We start from the raw sequence: 14373 nt of genomic DNA on the forward strand, positions 1-14373 counted from the left end.
CGCGCGACCGGGTGTGCCGGAGGAGCGGGCGGGGCCGAACGCGCCGGGGGACTGGCCGCTGGGAGAAGCGGACCGGACGCGGTGCGCAGCCGGAAGAACGGTGGAACCGGTCGGGGAGTGGGCGGCGTCTCAGAGGGCAGGAGCAGCACCGCGCACGAGGAGACCCCCATGGAGACCACCACCGTCCTGGTTCTGGTGATCGCGGCCCTGGTGGTCGTCGGCGTGGTCGCGGCGGCGGTCGCGGGGTCGGCCGCCGAACGCCGCCGTTCCCGTGGCCTGGCCCTCTGGGCCTCACATGAGGGGTGGCGCTACGACCGGGAGCGGCCCGAGCTGGTCGACCGGTTCGAGGGCGCTCCCTTCCTGGAACGGCGGTCCAACGCCCGGACCAGGCACGTGCTGTGCGCCGAGGTGCGCGGCCGCCGGGTCCTGGCCTACGAGTACGGCTACGCCGCGCCCCACCCCCAGCAGCGCCACCGCACCGTCGCGCACGTGTACGCGGTGGTGGCGGTGGCCCTGCCCGCGGGCGTGCCGCTGCTCCAGGTGGAGGAGGCGGGCACCGGCGCCGGTGCGCCCCAGCCCGGGACGGACGGCGCCCGTGCCTGGAACGCGGACGAGGCCGCCTTCGACGACCGGTTCGCCGTCGTGACCGGTGACAGCGGCTTCGCGGCGGCCGTTCTGGGTGAGCCGGTGCGGGAGTGGCTGCTGTCGCGGGAGGGTGTGTGCCCGTTCCGCTTCGGCGGTCGGTACCTGCTGGCCTGGGAGCGCGGGCCGCTGGAGGCCGGTCGTGTCCGGGAGCGCGCCGACGCGGCGATCGACCTGTTGGAGCGGGTTCCGTCCGGTGTCTGGGAGAGCGCGCAGGACACCCTGGGCTAGGGCGTTGGACGCGCCCCCGCCCTGCCGCTCCCCCGCGCCGGTGGTCCCGTCAGCTCCCGGAGCGTCAGCGGCACCGCGCGTCGGTGTCCCTCACCCTCCGGGTTCGGTACCGGCGAACGCGGTGCGCAGGCGGCGCACCCCCTCGGTGATCTCGGCGGTTCCGGCCGCGCCGCCGTAACTGAGCCGCAGGTGCGGGGCGGTCGGCTCCGCCGGGAAGTAGGCCTGACCGGGGGCCACCGCCACCCCGGCGCGCAGTGCCGCTGACGCGAGCGCGGTCTCGTCGGTCTCACCGGGCAGCCGCAGCCACAGGTGATGACCGCCCGCGGGCAGGTGCGGCGCCGCCAGTTCCGGCAGTTCCCGTGCCAGGGCCGCGGCCATGGCCGTGCGGCGCTCGCGCAGGCCCTCCGCGACCGCGCGCAGATGGCGGCCCCAGGCGGGGGAGCCGACCAGCTCCAGCACGGCCTCCTGGAGGGGGCGCGCCACGAAGAAGCTGTCGACCAGCTGGATCGCGCGCAGGCGCCGCGTCACCGGTCCCCGCGCGGCGATCGCCCCCACGCGCAGGCTGGGCGAGGTCGCCTTGGTCAGGGACCGCACGTGCACCACGGTGCCGTCGGGGTCCTCGGTGGCGAGCGGGGGCGGCGGGGCGGCCGCGTCGGCGTGCGCCAGGTGGCGGGCGAAGTCGTCCTCCACCACGAACGCGCCCGCCGCGCGCGCGATCCGCACCACCTCGCTCCGGCGGTCGGAAGACAGGACCGCTCCGGTGGGGTTGTGGAAGAGCGGCTGGCACACCAGCACCCGCGCGCCGGTCGCCGCGAACGCCTGTTCCAGCAGGTCGGTGCGGACACCCTCGGTGTCGACCGGAACGGGGACGGGGCGCAGGCCCGCAGCCCGGGCGATGGCCAGGAGGCCGGGGTAGGTGGGCGACTCCACCAACACGGGAGCCCCCGGGGGAGCCAGGGCGCGCAGCGCGGTGGTCAGCGCGCTCTGCCCTCCTGCGGTGACCAGCACGTCGGCCGCGCCGACGGGGCCGCCGATCTGGCGGGCGAACCAGCCGCGCAGCTCCTCCACCCCTTCCGCGGGCGGCCGCGCCCAGGCGCCCGGCCGCCGCCCCGCGCGGGCCAGCGCGGCGCCCATGGCGTGCTCGGGCTGGAGGCTGGGGTGCAGGTAACCGCCGTTGAACACGACGACTCCCAGGGCGGGCGGGGTCAGGGTGGCCAGCACTCCGGAGGCGTCCACGGCGCGCGGGGCCGGCTCACCGGAGGCCGCCGCCGTCTCGGCGCTCAGCGCGACCTCCTGCCAGGAGGTGTCGCCGACCGGGCGATCGGAGGCACCCCCACCCGCCCGGAACACCCCGGCGCCGGGGCGGGTGACCACCAGGCCCTCGGCGACCAGCGCCGCGACGGCCCGCGACACGGTCACCGGGCTCACGCCGTAGCGCTCCACCAGTGCTCGACTCGACGGCAGCTTCTCCCCTGGAGGGTAGCGGTTGACCTCCCTGCGCAGGAAACTGGTGAGATCTCGCACGCTGCTACGCTGTTTCATGAAGACACAAGATAGCGCTATCGTGCCGCGCGGAGTAGCGGCGCTCGGTGCGACGCTGTGCGCCGCGCTCGGCGTCCTCGGGTTCTCGTTCACCCTTCCGTCCACCGCGTGGGCTCTGGAGGGGTTCGGGCCCTGGAGCGTCGCGGTGGTCCGGTGCGCGCTGGCCGCCGTGCTGGCAGGCTGCTGCCTCGCGGCGGTCCGCGCCCCGCTGCCCGACCGCGTCCACTGGCGGGGCATCGCCGTCGTCTCCCTGGGCTGCGTGGCGGCGTTCCCGGTGCTCAGCACGCTCGCCCTCCAGGTGTCCTCCACCTCCCACGCCGCGGTCGTGATCGGACTGCTGCCGATCACCACCGCCGTGTTCGCCATGCGCCGCGGTTCGGTGCGCCCCTCCCGCCGGTTCTGGGTGGCCGCCGTGTGCGGCGCCGCGGCCGTCGTCGCGTTCGCGCTGGTGCGCAGCGGCGGAACACCCGGCCTGGCCGACCTGTACCTGCTGGGAGCCTTGGTGCTGTGCGCCGCAGGGTACGCCGAGGGCGGTCGGTTGGCCGCGCACCTGCCGGGTTGGCAGGTGATCGCCTGGGCTCTGGTCGCCGCCGCGCCGGTGACCGTGCCCGCCGCTCTCTGGGCGCTGGCCGCCGAGCCGGTGGACGCCGTGCCGCGCGCGCTCGTGGGCATGGCCTATCTCGGCGCGGTGTCGCAGTTCGGCGCGTTCGTGGTCTGGTATCGGGGGATGGGCGCCATGGGTGTGGCCCGGGCCAGCCAGCTCCAGCTCGCCCAGCCGCTGCTGACCCTGGTGTGGGCGTTTCTGCTGGTGGGGGAGTCGCTGTCCCCGGCCGCGCCCGCCACGGCCGTCGTCGTCCTCGTGTGCATCGCCGTCACCCAGAGGTCGCGCGGCTGAGCACGGGGGCGGGGGCACGGGCGTCCCCGGCGGGGAGTGTGAGAGTGCGGCCTGTGCGGGTAGGGGCGCCAACGCGGCACGGAGGGTGCCGGAAGAGTCCAGCTGAGGGGGCAGCCATGGCCGACACGCTCAACGGCCGTCGGGTCGCGATTCTGGCGGCGGACGGGGTCGAGCAGGTCGAACTCGTCACACCGCGCAAGGCTCTGAGCGAGGAGGGCGCCACCGTCGACCTGGTCTCGCTCAAGTCCGGGCGGATCCAGGCGATGAACGGCGACATCGAACCGGCGGACACCTTCGACGTGGACCGCGTGGTCTCCGAGGTCGGGGTGGACGACTACGACGCCCTGGTGGTCCCCGGCGGGACCGTCAACCCGGACAACCTGCGCTCGGACGAGAACGCGGTGGGGTTCGTGCGCGACTTCGTGGCCGCGGGCAAGCCCGTGGCCGCCATCTGCCACGGGCCGTGGATCCTGGTGGAGGCCGACGTGGTGCGGGGGCGCAGGGTGACCTCCTACCCCAGCCTGCGCACCGACATCCGCAACGCGGGCGGGACCGTGGTGGAGGAGGAGGTGGTCACCGACCAGGGGATCACCACCAGCCGCAACCCGGACGACCTGCCCGCCTTCTGCGAGCGCATCGTGCGCGAGTTCGCCGCCGGGTAGGCGGCCTCCGCGTCCCGGGGCGCGGAAGCGACGACGGGGCGGTGGGCGCCGGTTGGGCGCCCACCGCCCCGTGTGTCGGGTGCGGCTATCCCTCTTCGGGCTTCTCGGGGTGGCGGCGCAGGTGGAGGATGGCCGCGAGGAGGCCTCCCCACACCAGGACGATGGAGACGGCCATCATGACGATCGCGCTGGTGGTCATCAGCGGCTCCCTTCATCGGTCGCGGCGGTCGTGGCCGCGGTGTCGGCGTCCTGGCGGGCCAGGGCGTCGGCGCGCTTCCAGGGGAAGAGCGAGACGACGATCCCGAAGACGATCGCCCCGATGGCCAGGCCCCATCCGGCGGCCAGCAGGAACCCGGTCGAGTAGCCCGCGTAGTTCTCCGTCAGCTCCGTGCGCAGGCTGTCCCACATCATGAAGCCGAGCAGGATCGGGGTGACCGCGCCCAGGACGACCTTCCACCACAGGCCGAGCCGGATGGAGGAGATCGCGTTGGTGTGCTGCTGGAACATCGGCAGCTTGCGCGCGATCCAGCCGAAGACCACGATCATGACGAGTCCGGCCAGTGCGATGCCGTACTGGTTGATGAAGTGGTCGAACACGTCCAGGAAGTGCAGGCCCTCGGGTGTGGGGAAGAGCAGGATCGAGGCCAGCGCGGTGGCGCCGCCCACGAGCAGCACGGTCTGGACGCGGCCCAGTCCGGTGCGGTCCTGCACCGCGGAGATGATCACCTGGACGATGCTGACCAGCGAGGTCAGGCCAGCGATCACCAGGGAGCCGAAGAAGAGCACCCCGAACAGCGCACCGCCGATGGGCAGGGTCGAGATGATCTGCGGGAAGGCGACGAAGGCCAGACCGATGCCGTTGGCGGCGACGTCCTCGACCCCGGTGCCCGCCGCGGTGGCCATGAAGCCCAGGGCGGCGAACACGCCGATGCCCGCGAGCAGCTCGAAGGAGCTGTTGGCGAAGCCCGCCACCATCGCCGAGCCGGTCAGGTCGGCCTTGCGGCGCAGGTAGGAGGCGTAGGTGACCATGATGGCGAATCCCACGGACAGCGAGAAGAAGATCTGCCCGTAGGCGGCGATCCAGACGCTGCCGTCGAGCATCGCGCTCCAGTCGGGGGTGAACAGGGCGTTCAGGCCGACCGCGGCCCCGTCCAGGGTGAGCGCCTGCACGACCAGGACCAGGAACAGCACCACCAGCAGCGGGATGAAGACCTTGTTGGCCTTCTCGATGCCGTTGCGCACGCCCAGCGCCAGGATGAGCAGCACCACGGCCCACACGCCGATGAGCGGCCAGGCCACGCCCGCGACGTAGCCCGAGACCATGCCGGGACCCTCGCTCATCTGGAGGAAGTCCTCGAAGAAGAACGCGTTGGGGTCGTCGCCCCACTGCTGTCCGATGGAGAACCAGGCGAATCGGACGGCCCAGGCCACGATCACGGCGTAGTAGACCGCGATGACGAAGCAGATGGCCACCTGCCACCAGCCGATGGCCTCGGCGGGCCGGGTGATGCGGCGGTAGGACAGCGGTGCGGAGGAGCGGTAGCGGTGCCCGATGCTGTACTCCAGGATCAGCAGCGGAATACCGGCGGTGAGCAGGGCGATGAGGTAGGGCAGCATGAAGGCGCCGCCGCCGTTCTCGTAGGCGATGTAGGGGAATCGCCAGATGTTGCCCAGACCGATGGCGGATCCGATCGCCGCCATCAGGAAGCCCGCGCGCGATCCCCACTGCTCGCGAGTCTGTTGGACCATGTTCAGGTCTCCTAAATCATCCCGTAGTTCGCGATCCGCACGGTAGCAGGAGTTGGCCTGGTCAGCATCGCGGGGCGGGCAGCCTGTGCGCGGTGTCGCCCCACGATGCTCCTTTGGCTTCGTTTTGTCTAGACTCGCACCTCGGGTCAAAACGACAAGGGGCACTTACCGGAAACCTTCAGGGGCCCTTGTGTACGCGCGTGGCGGTGACCGCCGGGGGCTACCGGGCGGGCGTCGTCCCGGCGGGTGGCGGGATCCGGCCTCGCCTCGGCCGGGGGCGCGCCCCCGGCCGACCGTTCCCGGCCCTCAGGCGCGGTGGCGCGGGCGTGCGCGCAGGCGCGCGTTGGGCAGCTCCGGAGCCGGGAGCGCCGCGCCGTCGTCGGCCGCGACCGCGGCGAAGCGCCGCACGCCTCCCTCGCCGGAGCCCTCCCGCTCGCCCTCCCAGGCGAGGCGGGCCCGCACGATCTCGTCGTGGTCGCGGCCGACGAAGTTCCACCACATGAGCAGGTCCTCGGTGAAGGGCTCGCCGCCGATCACCAGCACGTGCGCGGTCTCCTCGGCCCGCAGCTCCACCTCCGTGCGCCCCTCGCCCGCGTAGAGCAGCGCGCCGGCCTCGACGCGGTGGCCGAGGGCCTGCACGGGCGCGTCCAGCGGCAGGACGCCGTGCTCGAAGGACGCCTCCAGGGGCAGGCGCACCCGGGCCCCGGGTTCCAGCACGAGCTCGGCGCCCATGAGCGGGGTGTGCACGCGGGCGGGGGAGCGGCGGCCGTCCACCTCTCCGGCGATCACCGTGACCCTGGCCCCCGGCGCGTCCGTCCCGGGCAGGTCGAAGGCGGGCAGGTCGGCGTGGTGCTCGAAGCGGGCCGGTCCCTCCCGATCGGCCTCGGGCAGGGCGACCCACAGCTGGGCGCCGTGCAGCAGCGGCGGGGCGTCGGCGGGGGAGCGCTCGGAGTGGGCGATGCCGTGCCCGGCGGTCATGAGGTTGAGCTGGCCGGGGCGGACCAGCTGGTCCGAGCCCAGGCCGTCCAGGTGGTGGACCGAGCCCTGGACCAGCCAGCTCACGGTCTGCAGGCCGATGTGGGGGTGCGGCGGCACCTGCATGCCGGGGCCGTCGGCGATGCCGGTGGGTCCGTAGACGTCGGCGAAGCACCAAGCGCCGACCATGCGGCGGTTCCTGCCGGGCAGGGCGCGGCGGACCAGCATGGCGCGCGGGCCGCCGAGCGGGACCTCGCGCGGTTCGAGGAGTTCGGTGTCGCCGGGCGTCGCGGTGACGGCGGGATCGGTCTCTCCGCCGCAGACGCGCTCCTCGGCGGGATGGGTGTCCAGGTTGCTCACCCTGCCGAAGTTAGTCGAGGCGGGCCCGCTCCGGTACCTCTCGGGGGACGCGCCGGGGGGCGTTTCGCGTCACCACCGCATGTGGACGTGTTCGGCGAAACCGAGCAGGCCGTCCACGGAGACGGGCTCGTCCCCGTCGGGGCGGACCGTGCCGGTGTAGTGGCCGAAGAGCTGGTGGGTGTCGTTGACGATGACCCCGGCGTCGGTGCGGTCGGCGCGCTCGTGGAAGGGCGTGAACACCAGGTCGACCCGGTCCGAGTCGGGGGTGCGCACCCACCAGGGCTCGTCCGGGCTGTCGGGGTCGTAGACCCACTCCAGTTCCTCGCCGATCTTGGTCAGGCGTCCGTCCACGCACAGGGCGTTCTCGGTCAGGCCGGTGCCGCGGGTCCACTGGCCGCCGAACTGGAGCCCCAGGGTGCGTCCGTCGGTGCGGCCCGAGGCCGCACCCCAGTTCCAGCGGGTGTCGTAGGGCCATCGGCCGCGGCCGTGGTCGAGCACGCCCCAGGCTCCGTCGAAGTCGAGGGAGTCGCGGCCCAGGCGCACCTCGCCCCGTGCGGGGCGGGCGGTGTGCTTGGAGGTGTACTGGAAGCGGTCGGCGCTCCAGGGGATGACCACGCTCATGGTCTCGTGGCCCTCGGGCAGGTCGACGGTCAGGTCGGCGCGCAGCCGCCCCTCGGGGGTGTCGCAGGAGAAGCGGAGCCGGGTGCCGCCGTCGATCTCCTGGATGAGGGCGCGGACCGGGCCGAGCGCGGCGCTGGGGCCCGAGCCCAGGCTGTCGGGGAGGCGGACGCCGTGCGCGAGCGGGCGCAGGGCGGTGCGGCTGACCTCCCGTCCGCCGTACTCCAGCAGGTAGACGCTGGTCAGGCCGAGGTAGTCGACGTCGGCGACGGTGAGCGCGACCAGGTGGGTGGGTGTGGCGACGCACCAGTACTCCCACTTCTTGCGGCGGCCCCAGCCGGGCAGCGCGCAGCGGTGCAGAGGGGTGCGGGACCAGCCCACGGCTCGGGGGGCGAGGCGGCCGTCGGGGGCGCACAGGTCGACGGGTGCGGTGAGTTCCCGCTCGTGTGTCGGCATGACCGGCAGCATAGGGGCGCGGGAAGCCGCTGGTAAGGGCCTGGGCGTCAGTTCCCGGCCGGTTCGGCGGGGGTGCCGCGGTCTTGTCCGCTGCCGTCGACAGCAGCACCCCGCTTGATCGTGCGGGAATTTTCGCACTATTATTGTGCGGCAATAGTCGAACGATCATGGAGGCGATGGCAGTGGCAGCGGTACGGACCTACGTTCACCCCGAGACCGGGGAGATCTCACTGCCGCGTGTGCTGTTCGCGCTGAGTGAGCCGCTGCGTCTGGAGATGGTCCGCAAACTCGCCCGGGAGGGCGAGGTGGACAGCATCGACCTGGGGCCCGACCTGCCCAGGTCGACCCTGACCCACCACACCAGCCTGCTGCGCGAGTCCGGCGTCGCCTTCGTGCGGGCCGAGGGGCGCAAGTGCATGATCAGCCTGCGCGCCGAGGACCTGGACGCCCGGTTCCCCGGCCTGGTGAACACCGTCCTGGCCGGGTACGCGCCCGAGTCGGACGACGAACACGACGGGGAGCCCGGCGGCGGCTCGCGGCGGGGGACCGGCCAGTGATCCGCCGGCTGTGGCCACTGGTGGCCGCCACCGTCTCGCTCGGCATCGACGCCTACGTGCTGGCCGGTGTCCTGCCCCGGATCGCGGACTCGCTCACGGTGTCGGTGGCCGCCGTCGGCCTGGGCGTCACCGCCTTCACCGGCGCCTACGCGTTCGCCGGGCCGCTGCTGTCGGGACCTCTCGTCGCCGGTTCCACCAGGCGCGCCCTGGCCGTCGCGCTGGCCCTGTTCAACCTCGGCAACCTGGTCACCGCTCTGGCTCCCGGCATCGCGGTGTTCCTGGCCTCGCGCGTGGTGGCGGGGCTCGGCGCCGGGGTCCTGACCGCGGTGGCGACCGCCACGGCCGCCGCGATGGTCGCCGACCACGAGCGCGGACGCGCCATGGCGCTGGTGACCTTCGGTCTGTCGACCGGAACGGTGGCGGGCGTACCGGTCGGCATGCTCATCGGACAGTGGGCGGGATGGCGCTGGACCATGGGCCTGGTCGTGGTGATCGGCGCCGTCAGCATGGCCGCGATCCTGCTCCGCCGGGCACCGTACCCGTCCATCGCGGTGGTCCGGGTCGGTGAGAACCTGCGCCTGCTCAGGGCCCCGGCGATCGCCGCGGGAGTGGCGTCGGCCTTCCTGCTCGGGCTGGCGAGCCTGGGCCTGTACACCTATCTGGTCCCCATGGCGGACGAGCGCGGCCTGGCCCCGTTGGCGTTCACGCTGGTGTGGGTGTGGGGCGTCGGCGGCGTCGCGGCCTCGGCCCTGATCGGCAGGCCCCTGGACGCCTGGGGGCCCCGGCGGCTGTTCCCCGCGGTCGTGGCGGTCCTGACCCTGGCGCTGGCCGCTCTGTCGTTCCTTGACCAGGCCGCCGTGTGGGTCGTCGCGGTCGCCCTGTGGGGAGCCGCGGGGTGGGCGAGCGTGCCCGTTCTCCAGCACCTGCTCGTCCACGGGCGCCAGCGGCAGGCCATGGCGGTCGTCGCCTTCCAGATGGCCGCCATGTACCTGGGGTCGGCGGCCGGGGCGGCACTGGGCGGTCGGCTGCTGGAGCAGGGTACGTCCGCCGGAGCGCTTCCCGGCTGGGCGGCCGGGGTCGCGTTCGCGGCGTTCGTGCTCGCCCTGGCCGTCACGCGCGGCGGAGCGGTGCGCTCGCCCGCGCGGTCCGGGGCGGACCCCGACCGGCCCTGAGGCCGCGGCGGTCGCGGGCCGGGGCTGCGGTCCCCCGGCCCGGGGAGCGAGGCCCGCACCGCTGGTCACCGGAGCCGCCGACGGGGCCCGGGGCCCGGGCCGTGGGGTTTTCCGCGAGAACCACCGGGGACCCCGGGGGCAGGCGCCCCCGGGGTCCTCCGGGCCGTCCTGCGGGGACCGGTGTCGAAACGCTTCGCGTCGTGGCAGGTCCGGGGCCCCTCTGGTGCACGGGGGTGGTTTTGCCGTAGGCTGGAAAGCGCTTTCACACGGAAAGGTGGTAACAACCCATGGGTGATCACGTGCTGGGTGTCGCCATGAACGGCGTCACCGGACGCATGGGGTACAGGCAGCACCTGACCCGGTCCATCCTGGCCATCCGGGAGGCGGGCGGCGTACGCCTGCCCGACGGCTCCCGGATCATTCCCGAGCCCGTCCTGGTCGGACGCTCCGAGCACAAGCTGCGCGAGATCGCCGAGCGCCACGGAATCGAGCGCTGGTCCACCGACCTGGACGGTGTGCTCTCCGACGACGACATCACGGTCTACTTCGACTCGCAGATCACACACGCCCGCGAGGCCGCCGTGCGCGCGGCCATCGCCGCGGGCAAGCACGTCTACGTCGAGAAGCCCACCGCCAGCACGCTCAGCGCCGCCCTGGAGCTGGCCAAACTGGCCCGTGACGCGGGCGTGCGCAACGGCGTGGTCCAGGACAAGCTCTTCCTGCCCGGCCTGCTCAAACTGCGCAGACTGGTCGAGAGCGGCTTCTTCGGCCGGGTCCTGTCGGTGCGCGGCGAGTTCGGCTACTGGGTCTTCGAGGGCGACTGGCAGCCCGCCCAGCGCCCCAGCTGGAACTACCGCGCCGAGGAGGGCGGCGGCATGGTGCTGGACATGTTCCCGCACTGGCACTACGTCCTGGAGCACCTGTTCGGCCCGGTGCGCGCGGTCACCGCCAAGGTGGCCACCCACATCCCGCGCCGCTGGGACGAGGAGGGCCGGCCCTACGAGGCCACGGCCGACGACTCCGCCTACGGCATCTTCGAGCTGGACGGAGGTGTCATCGCCCAGATCAACTCCTCCTGGAACGTGCGCGTGGACCGCGACGAGCTCGTGGAGTTCCAGGTCGACGGCACCCACGGCAGCGCCGTGGCGGGGCTGCGCTCCTGCCGCGCCCAGCACCGCTCGGCCACGCCCAAGGCGGTCTGGAACCCCGACCTGGAGGACCTGGGGCGCTACCGGGAGCAGTGGGAGCCGGTCCCCGACAACACCGAGTTCCCCAACGGATTCCGCGCCCAGTGGGAGGACTTCCTGCGCCACGTGGTCCTGGACACCCCCTTCCCGCACGACCTGCTCTCGGGCGCGCGCGGCCTCCAGATGGCCGAGGCCGGACTCCAGTCGGCGCGCACCGGACGCACGATCGAACTGGACGAGGTCACCCTCGCATGAGCACACTCCTGCTACCCGCCGCCGACGGCACCTCCGCCCCCTACACCCTGGGCGGAACACCCGTCGACGCGTCCCCCCTTCCCCCCGCCCGCTCGCGCACGGCCTACGCGGCGGCCCACGTGGTCGCCGACCCCCTGGCGGCCAACGCCCCCGGAGCCCCGGCCCGCCTGGACTGGGAGGCCACCATGGCCTTCCGCCACCACCTGTGGGACCAGGGACTGGGCGTGGCCGACGCCATGGACACCGCCCAGCGCGGCATGGGCCTGGACTGGGCGGCCACCGCCGAGCTGATCCGCAGGTCGGGTGCGGAGGCCGCCGCGCGCGGCGCCGCCCTGGCCTGCGGGGTGGGCACCGACCAGCTCGACCTTTCGCAGGCCGATCTGGAAAGCGTTATCACCGCGTACGGTGAGCAGCTCGACGTCGTCCAGGGCGCCGGTGCCACCCCCATCCTCATGGCCTCGCGTGCCCTGGCCGCGGTCGCCTCGGGGCCCGACGACTACGCCAAGGTCTACGCCGACCTGCTGCGCCGGGCCGACCAGCCGGTGATCCTGCACTGGCTGGGCACCGCCTTCGACCCGGCCCTGGCCGGGTACTGGGGCTTCGCCGACCCGGCCGAGGCGATCGAGCCGGTGGCGGCCCTGATCGCCGAGCACGCCGCCAAGGTGGAGGGCATCAAGGTCTCCCTGCTCGACGCCTCGCTGGAGGTGCGGCTGCGGCGGCTGCTGCCCGAGGGCGTGCGCCTGTACACCGGCGACGACTTCAACTACCCGGACCTGATCCTGGGCGACGAGCGGGGCCACTCCGACGCCCTGCTGGGCATCTTCGCCGCCATCGCCCCGGCCGCCGCACGCGCGCTGGCCGCCCTGAACGAGGGCGACACCGAACGGTACCGGGCCCTGATGGACCCCACGGTCCCGCTGGCCCGGCACCTGTTCGCCGAGCCCACCTTCTACTACAAGACCGGGGTCGCCTTCCTGGCCTGGCTCAACGGCCACCAGAAGGGCTTCCACATGGTGGGCGGGCTGCACAGCGCCCGCGACCTGCCCCACCTGGCCCAGGCCGTGCGCCTGGCCGACGCCGCCGGGGCCCTGACCGACCCGGACCTGGCCGCGGCACGCATGCGGGCGCTCCTCCAGGTGTCAGGAGTGGAGCAGTGAGCACGGTTCCCGAGGGCGCCCCGGCGCACCTTCCGCAGACAGCCCCGGCCGCGGCGACCGTTCCGGCGGTCGTGCCCGGCGCGGTGGACGTGCCCTCCGGGCTGCCCGCCGCGGTGCCCACCCCCGAACCGGGCGACCCGCGCCTGGCACGGCTCTCCCTCAACCAGGCCACCGTCAAGTACTGGAACCTGACCCAGGCCGTGGACGGCTGCCTGCGCGCCGGGCTGCCCGCCATCGGGACCTGGCGCGAACCGGTCGCCGAGATGGGCCTGGCCAAGGCGGCTGGTCTGCTGCGCCGGTCGGGGCTGCGCGTGTCCTCGCACTGCCGGGGCGGGTTCCTCACCGCCCCGGACCGGGCCGCGGCACTGGAGGACAACCGGCGCGCCGTCGACGAGGCCGCCGAACTGGGCGCACCCTGCCTGGTCATGGTCGTGGGCGGCATGCCCGACGGAGACCGCGACCTGGTCGGGATCCGCGAGCGGGTCGCGGACGGCATCGCCGAGCTGGCGCCCTACGCCCTGGAGCGCGGGGTCCGGCTCGCGCTGGAGCCCCTGCACCCGATGTTCTGTGCCGACCGCGCCGTGCTCTCCACACTGGGCCAGGCCCTGGACCTGGCCGAACGCTTCGACGCGGCCGCCGTCGGCGTGGTGGTGGACGCCTACCACGTGTGGTGGGACCCCCAGGTGTGGGAGCAGATCGCCCGCGCCGGGGCGGGCGGGCGCATCGCCTCCTTCCAGGCCTGTGACTGGGAGCTGCCGATCCCCGCCGACGCCCTGTTGGGGCGCGGCATGGTCGGCGACGGCCACGCCGACGTGCGCGCCCTGCGCCGCGCGGTGGACGCGGCGGGCTACGACGGCGACATCGAGGTGGAGATCTTCAACGAGCGGATCTGGTCGGCCGACGGCGACGACGTCATCGCCACCCTGGCCCGGCGCCACGTCCAGCACGTCCTGTGAGGCCCCCGGGGGCGCGTGGGCGCCCCCGGTCCCCCCGAGCTCAAGGAGCAAGCATGAACTTCGAAGGAATCCTGTTCTTTCCCCTGACCCCCTTCGACTCCGAAGGAGAAGTGAACGAGGACGTGCTGGCCGAGCACGTCGCCTCGGGCGTGGAGCACGGCGCGGGCGGGGTGTTCGCGGCCTGCGGCACCGGTGAGGTGCACGCCCTGTCGGCCGCCGAGCACGCCGCGGTGGTGCGGCGGTCGGTGGAGGTCACCGCGGGCCGCGTGCCGGTGGTGGCCGGTGCGGGCGGCAGCGTGGGCACCGCCATCGAGCAGGCCCGCGCGGCCCGCGAACTGGGCGCGGACGCGATCCTGCTGCTGCCGCCCTACCTGGTGGGCGCGCCGCAGTCGGGGCTGGTGGACTACGTGCGCACCGTGGTCGCGGCCTCCGACATCCCGGTGGTGGTCTACCAGCGCGGATCGATGGTGTTCACCCCCCAGAGCGCGGCGGAGCTGGCCGCGATCCCCCAGGTGGTGGGGATCAAGGACGGGGTGGGCGACCTGGGGCGGATGCACCAGATCGTGATGGCGGTGCGCGCCCTGCGCGGCGAGGAGTTCACCTTCTTCAACGGCCTGCCCACGGCGGAGCTGACCGTGGCGGCCTACCGGTCTGTGGGCGTGCCGCTGTACTCCTCGGCGGCGTTCGCGTTCGTGCCCGAGGTGGCCGACGCGTTCTACCGCGCCTTCCACGCCGGCGACCCGCTGGCCGACACCCTGATGCGCGAGTTCTTCGAGCCTCTGGTGCGGCTGCGCGACCGGACGCCGGGGTACGCGGTGTCGCTGGTCAAGGCGGGCGCGCGGCTGCGCGGGGTGGACATGGGCGGGGTGCGCGCGCCGTTCACCGAACCCACCGCCGAGGAGGAGTCCGCGCTGGCCGAGCTGATCGAGACCGGCCTGTCCCTGGTCAAGGAGGGCTGA

The 14373-nt window shown here is 73.7% G+C and carries 14 protein-coding genes; 9 read left to right on the forward strand and 5 right to left on the reverse strand.

All coding sequences use genetic code 11. The features are described from left to right. Nucleotides 1-168: 168 nt before the first annotated feature. A complete protein-coding gene (locus tag HGB44_RS09080) occupies nucleotides 169-873 on the forward strand; it encodes a hypothetical protein (protein ID WP_061081945.1) in 705 nt (234 codons plus the stop codon). 90 nt (nucleotides 874-963) lie between these two features. On the opposite strand, the gene HGB44_RS09085 is transcribed toward HGB44_RS09080, so the two are convergent. Further along, nucleotides 964-2415, reverse strand: coding sequence for an aminotransferase-like domain-containing protein (locus HGB44_RS09085; RefSeq protein WP_061081920.1), 1452 nt, complete (start codon nucleotides 2413-2415; stop codon nucleotides 964-966). Between HGB44_RS09085 and HGB44_RS09090 the strand changes: the two genes are divergently transcribed. Beyond that, nucleotides 2414-3310, forward strand: coding sequence for a DMT family transporter (locus HGB44_RS09090; protein WP_061081921.1), 897 nt, complete (start codon nucleotides 2414-2416; stop codon nucleotides 3308-3310). The two genes, HGB44_RS09085 and HGB44_RS09090, sit on opposite strands and share 2 nt — an antisense overlap. A 116-nt stretch (nucleotides 3311-3426) precedes the next feature. After that, nucleotides 3427-3972, forward strand: coding sequence for a type 1 glutamine amidotransferase domain-containing protein (locus HGB44_RS09095; RefSeq protein WP_061081922.1), 546 nt, complete (start codon nucleotides 3427-3429; stop codon nucleotides 3970-3972). A gap of 85 nt (nucleotides 3973-4057) precedes the next feature. Here the strand turns inward: HGB44_RS09095 and HGB44_RS09100 are convergent, their stop codons facing one another. The 4 genes from HGB44_RS09100 to HGB44_RS09115 all read right to left on the reverse strand — a co-directional run bounded on the left by HGB44_RS09100 (nucleotide 4058) and on the right by HGB44_RS09115 (nucleotide 8130). Continuing rightward, the gene (locus HGB44_RS09100) at nucleotides 4058-4171 is read right to left on the reverse strand and encodes a methionine/alanine import family NSS transporter small subunit (RefSeq protein WP_082768487.1); all 114 of its coding nucleotides are present in this window, start codon (nucleotides 4169-4171) and stop codon (nucleotides 4058-4060) included. Beyond that, nucleotides 4171-5721 carry a sodium-dependent transporter gene (locus HGB44_RS09105; protein WP_061081923.1) on the reverse strand — a complete coding sequence of 517 codons (1551 nt, stop codon included), beginning with the start codon at nucleotides 5719-5721 and terminating at the stop codon, nucleotides 4171-4173. The genes HGB44_RS09100 and HGB44_RS09105 overlap by 1 nt, the downstream gene beginning before the upstream one ends. Before the next feature lie 306 nt (nucleotides 5722-6027). After that, a complete protein-coding gene (locus HGB44_RS09110) occupies nucleotides 6028-7056 on the reverse strand; it encodes a pirin family protein (protein WP_061081924.1) in 1029 nt (342 codons plus the stop codon). A 69-nt stretch (nucleotides 7057-7125) separates the two neighbouring features. Beyond that, entirely contained in the window at nucleotides 7126-8130 is a 1005-nt protein-coding gene (locus HGB44_RS09115; protein WP_061081946.1) for a DUF2804 domain-containing protein, read from the reverse strand. Nucleotides 8131-8306: 176 nt separating this feature from the next. Here HGB44_RS09115 and HGB44_RS09120 point away from each other — a divergent pair, with 176 nt between their 5' ends. From HGB44_RS09120 to HGB44_RS09145, 6 genes are all read left to right on the forward strand, one after another. Continuing rightward, nucleotides 8307-8687, forward strand: coding sequence for an ArsR/SmtB family transcription factor (locus HGB44_RS09120; RefSeq protein WP_082768490.1), 381 nt, complete (start codon nucleotides 8307-8309; stop codon nucleotides 8685-8687). Next, nucleotides 8684-9859: an MFS transporter gene (locus HGB44_RS09125; RefSeq protein ID WP_061081926.1), complete on the forward strand. Its 1176-nt coding sequence runs from the start codon at nucleotides 8684-8686 to the stop codon at nucleotides 9857-9859. Before HGB44_RS09120 ends, HGB44_RS09125 begins: the two co-directional genes overlap by 4 nt. A 287-nt stretch (nucleotides 9860-10146) precedes the next feature. Next, complete coding sequence (locus tag HGB44_RS09130; protein ID WP_061081927.1) at nucleotides 10147-11301, forward strand: Gfo/Idh/MocA family protein; 1155 nt, start codon at nucleotides 10147-10149, stop codon at nucleotides 11299-11301. Then, the gene (locus HGB44_RS09135) at nucleotides 11298-12458 is read left to right on the forward strand and encodes a dihydrodipicolinate synthase family protein (RefSeq protein WP_061081928.1); all 1161 of its coding nucleotides are present in this window, start codon (nucleotides 11298-11300) and stop codon (nucleotides 12456-12458) included. The genes HGB44_RS09130 and HGB44_RS09135 overlap by 4 nt, the downstream gene beginning before the upstream one ends. Further along, entirely contained in the window at nucleotides 12455-13414 is a 960-nt protein-coding gene (locus HGB44_RS09140; protein WP_061081929.1) for a sugar phosphate isomerase/epimerase family protein, read from the forward strand. Before HGB44_RS09135 ends, HGB44_RS09140 begins: the two co-directional genes overlap by 4 nt. 53 nt (nucleotides 13415-13467) lie before the next feature. Further along, nucleotides 13468-14373, forward strand: a complete 906-nt coding sequence (locus HGB44_RS09145) for a 5-dehydro-4-deoxyglucarate dehydratase (RefSeq protein ID WP_061081930.1) — start codon at nucleotides 13468-13470, stop codon at nucleotides 14371-14373.

Origin of the sequence: Nocardiopsis alborubida, assembly GCF_012396365.1 — a bacterium.
Lineage (GTDB): Bacteria > Actinomycetota > Actinomycetes > Streptosporangiales > Streptosporangiaceae > Nocardiopsis > Nocardiopsis alborubida.